Here is a 3,162-nt window from a genome sequence, read left to right as displayed (position 1 = left end):
GTCGAAACGCGACCGCCTCGCCTCGGCTGTCCTGATTGCCGCGGTCGTGCTGTTCTCCTGCGTCATGGCCTACGCGGCCGACCTGCCGGCGCTGACCGGCCGTGTCGTCGACAATGCCGGCATCATCGATGCCGCGACCAAGGCGGCGCTGACGCGGAAGCTTGCCGGTTTCGAGACAAAAGGTTCCGACCAGATCGTCGTCGCGACGATCCCGAGCCTCGATGGCGAGGAGATCGAGCCCTACGCCAACCGCCTGTTTCGCTTCTGGAAACTTGGCCAGGCGGGCGAGAACAATGGCGTGCTCCTGCTGGTTGCCCCGAACGACCGCAAGATGCGCATCGAGGTCGGTTATGGGCTGGAAGGTACGCTGACCGATCTGCATACCAAGCTCATCATCGAAAACGACATGGTGCCGGCCTTCCGCGCCGGCGACTTCTCCGGCGGCATCAGCAAAGCCGTCGATGACATGGTCATGGTGCTGGAGGGCAATCCCGAAGAACTGGAAGCGCGAGGCAAGCGCAATCCCGCCGATGACGGCACGTCCATCGATCCGATCGTTGCCGTGTTCCTGATCCTGTGGGCGACGATGTTTTTCGGCGGGTTGGCGATGGCGTTCCTGCCGCCGATGTTCGGCACGAAGCTGTCCCCGGGCGTGTACAGATGGCTGGGCATGACGTTTCGTTACGGCCGTGGGCCGAGCGGGTACTCGGGCAGCAGTGGCTGGACAACGGGTTCGTCTTCGGGCGGCTGGTCGTCGGGGAGCTCCGGTGGTGGCTGGTCTTCGGGATCGAGCGGCGGTGGCGGGTTTTCCGGTGGCGGCGGCTCATCGGGTGGTGGCGGTTCTTCAGGAAGCTGGTGAGACATATCATGGCAACACGACCAATCAGCCCGCAGGATCATGAGCGCATCGCAACCGCGATCCGCGCCGCCGAGGAGAAAACCGACGGCGAGATCTACTGCGTCGTGGCGCATGCCAGCGACGGCTATTTCTTCCCGGCCGCCTTCATGGCGACCGTGTACATGCTGATCGTCAGCCTGGCGGTCGGCTACGGTCTGGAGGCCTGGTGGCTGTCGATCCGGCTGCCGCATTTCGTCCTCGCCCAGCTCCTGGCGCTTGCCTGCGTGCTGGCCTTGTTGTGGGCGCTGCCCGGCCTGCGCATCCATCTGGTGCCGAGGCGGCTGCGCTACCAAGCGGCGCACGCCAACGCGATCAAGCAGTTCCTTGCCCGCAACGTCCACCGCACCACGGCGCGCACCGGCGTGCTGGTCTTCGTCTCGATCGCTGAACGCTATGCCGAAGTGGTTGCCGATTCGGGCATCGACGCCAAGGTCGGCCAGCATGTCTGGGACGGTGTCGTGTGCGACCTTACCGCGCATGCCGGCGACGACCGGCTTGCCGACGGCTTCGTCAAGGCGATCGAGCAGGTGGGTGCGGTGTTGGCCGAGCATTTCCCGGTCACAGTGGGCGACAGCAACGAACTTGACGACCATCTCGTCGAAATCTGAAAGCCCGCCCGCAAACGCTACTCAGCCGGACGCCTGACGCGGTTTTCTGCGCTTCCGGCCTTCGCCGGCCGAAGCACTCACACATGAGCGGCCTTGGCAGGCCGGCTTCGGCCGGCGTTCACGTACAAAAGTGCGCTCCGCTCCGGTTCTCGAAAGCCACGCCATCCGCCTCGGCTGAGCGCGTTTTCAAGCAGGCTTTGCCTGATGTCATCAGTGTCATGATCGCCTGTGAGAAAGCAGCCGGCGGGCCGCCGGGACTCTTGCAATCGGGCGATGCGGGTTTATGGTTAACAAATCATGAATACGCTGACGATCGACATCCGGAAAGCCGACCCGCGCGATGCCAGTGCCATCGCCGAGGTGCATCTGGAGGCCTGGCGCGGCGCCTATTCCGGCATCATTCCGCACCGCACCCTGACATCGATGATCAACCGTCGAGGTGCCGACTGGTGGGCGAATGCGATTCGCCGCGCCGCCACTGTTCTGGTGGTCGAGATCGGCGGTAAGATTGCCGGCTATGCGACGATTGGCAAGAACCGCGCCCGTGAACTCAGGCAGCAAGGCGAAATCTACGAATTGTACCTGCGGCCGGAATATCAGGGCATCGGGCTCGGCAGCCGCCTGTTTTCGGCAGCCAAGGCGCGATTGGCCGATCACGGGCTGAAAGGCATGGTCGTGTGGGCGCTGGAAGACAACCAGAACGCACTCGCCTTCTATGCCGGCGCCGGCGGCCGCGATGTAGCCGAGGGCGTCGAGATCTTCGAGCAGAAGGCGCTCAAGAAGGTTGCTTTCGTCTGGGAATGACAGCCCGGCCTTTCGGCCATTGCCTCTCCCGATTTCAGCCAGCACCATTCGCCGCATTGCACCATGACGCGTCGCCCGCTATCGATCTCCCATCGAGAGAGGGATTTAAGCCATGCGCATTGAAGCCATAGCCAGCGGAAAGAACCCGCCTGAGGACGTCAACGTCATCATCGAGGTGCCGATCGGCGGCGAGCCGATCAAGTATGAGATGGACAAGGAGGCCGGCACGCTGTTCGTCGACCGTTTCCTGCACACCTCGATGCGCTACCCCGGCAATTACGGCTTCGTGCCGCACACGCTGTCGGGCGACGGCGATCCGATCGACGTGCTGGTCTGCAACACGCGTGCCCTGGTGCCGGGCTGCGTCATCAATGTCAGGCCGATCGGCGTGCTGATCATGGAAGACAATGCCGGCCAGGATGAGAAGATCATTGCCGTGCCGTCGCCGAAACTGACGTTGCGCTACGAGAACGTCACCGAATACACCCAGCTGCCCGACATCACGCGCCAGCAGGTGCAGCACTTCTTCGAGCACTACAAGGATCTCGAGCCCGGCAAATGGGTCAAGATCGAAGGCTGGCACGATTCCAAATATGCCAAGAAGATGATCGTCGACGCGATCGAGCGGGCCAAGGCGAGCAAGTAGCCCAACTTCGTCATACCAGGGCGGAGCAGCCGCAAAGCGGCGTCGCGGAGACCCTGGTATCCATGCCGTGACGCCAGGCGACGTGTGCGGCGGAACGGAATTCTGCACCGCCGCGGCGGTGTTGATGTCGCGGCATGGATCCTCGGGTCTGCGCTGCGTCGCTAAGCTCCTTGCTCCGCCCGTGGATGACGAAGCTACGGGTGCGA

4 protein-coding genes are annotated in these 3,162 nt (G+C 63.3%); all 4 read left to right on the top strand.

Features of this window, described 5'->3' with window-relative positions:
* Window positions 1-31 precede the first annotated feature (31 nt).
* The 4 genes from EN750_RS25960 (at window position 32) to ppa (ending at window position 2,956) form a co-directional block, all read left to right on the top strand.
* Window positions 32-859: a YgcG family protein gene (locus tag EN750_RS25960; protein ID WP_245482813.1), complete on the top strand. Its 828-nt coding sequence runs from the start codon at window positions 32-34 to the stop codon at window positions 857-859.
* Between the two features lie 8 nt (window positions 860-867).
* On the top strand, window positions 868-1,506 hold the full coding sequence (locus EN750_RS25955) for a TPM domain-containing protein (protein WP_127398259.1): 639 nt from the start codon (window positions 868-870) through the stop codon (window positions 1,504-1,506).
* Between the two features lie 297 nt (window positions 1,507-1,803).
* Entirely contained in the window at window positions 1,804-2,310 is a 507-nt protein-coding gene (locus EN750_RS25950) for a GNAT family N-acetyltransferase (protein ID WP_013528996.1), read from the top strand.
* A 112-nt stretch (window positions 2,311-2,422) separates the two neighbouring features.
* The gene (gene ppa / locus EN750_RS25945) at window positions 2,423-2,956 is read left to right on the top strand and encodes an inorganic diphosphatase (protein WP_013528997.1); all 534 of its coding nucleotides are present in this window, start codon (window positions 2,423-2,425) and stop codon (window positions 2,954-2,956) included.
* Window positions 2,957-3,162: the final 206 nt, after the last annotated feature.

It is taken from the genome of Mesorhizobium sp. M7A.F.Ca.ET.027.03.2.1 (assembly GCF_003999175.1).
In the GTDB taxonomy this organism is placed as follows: domain Bacteria; phylum Pseudomonadota; class Alphaproteobacteria; order Rhizobiales; family Rhizobiaceae; genus Mesorhizobium.
This window is presented reverse-complemented; position numbering and strand designations above follow the sequence as displayed.

Bases quoted from the DNA above. Each gene is read 5' to 3' on its own strand.
- EN750_RS25955 (WP_127398259.1), top strand. From the start codon at position 868: ATGGCAACACGACCAATCAGCCCGCAGGATCATGAGCGCATCGCAACC.
- EN750_RS25950 (WP_013528996.1), top strand. From the start codon at position 1,804: ATGAATACGCTGACGATCGACATCCGGAAAGCCGACCCGCGCGATGCC.
- ppa (WP_013528997.1), top strand. From the start codon at position 2,423: ATGCGCATTGAAGCCATAGCCAGCGGAAAGAACCCGCCTGAGGACGTC.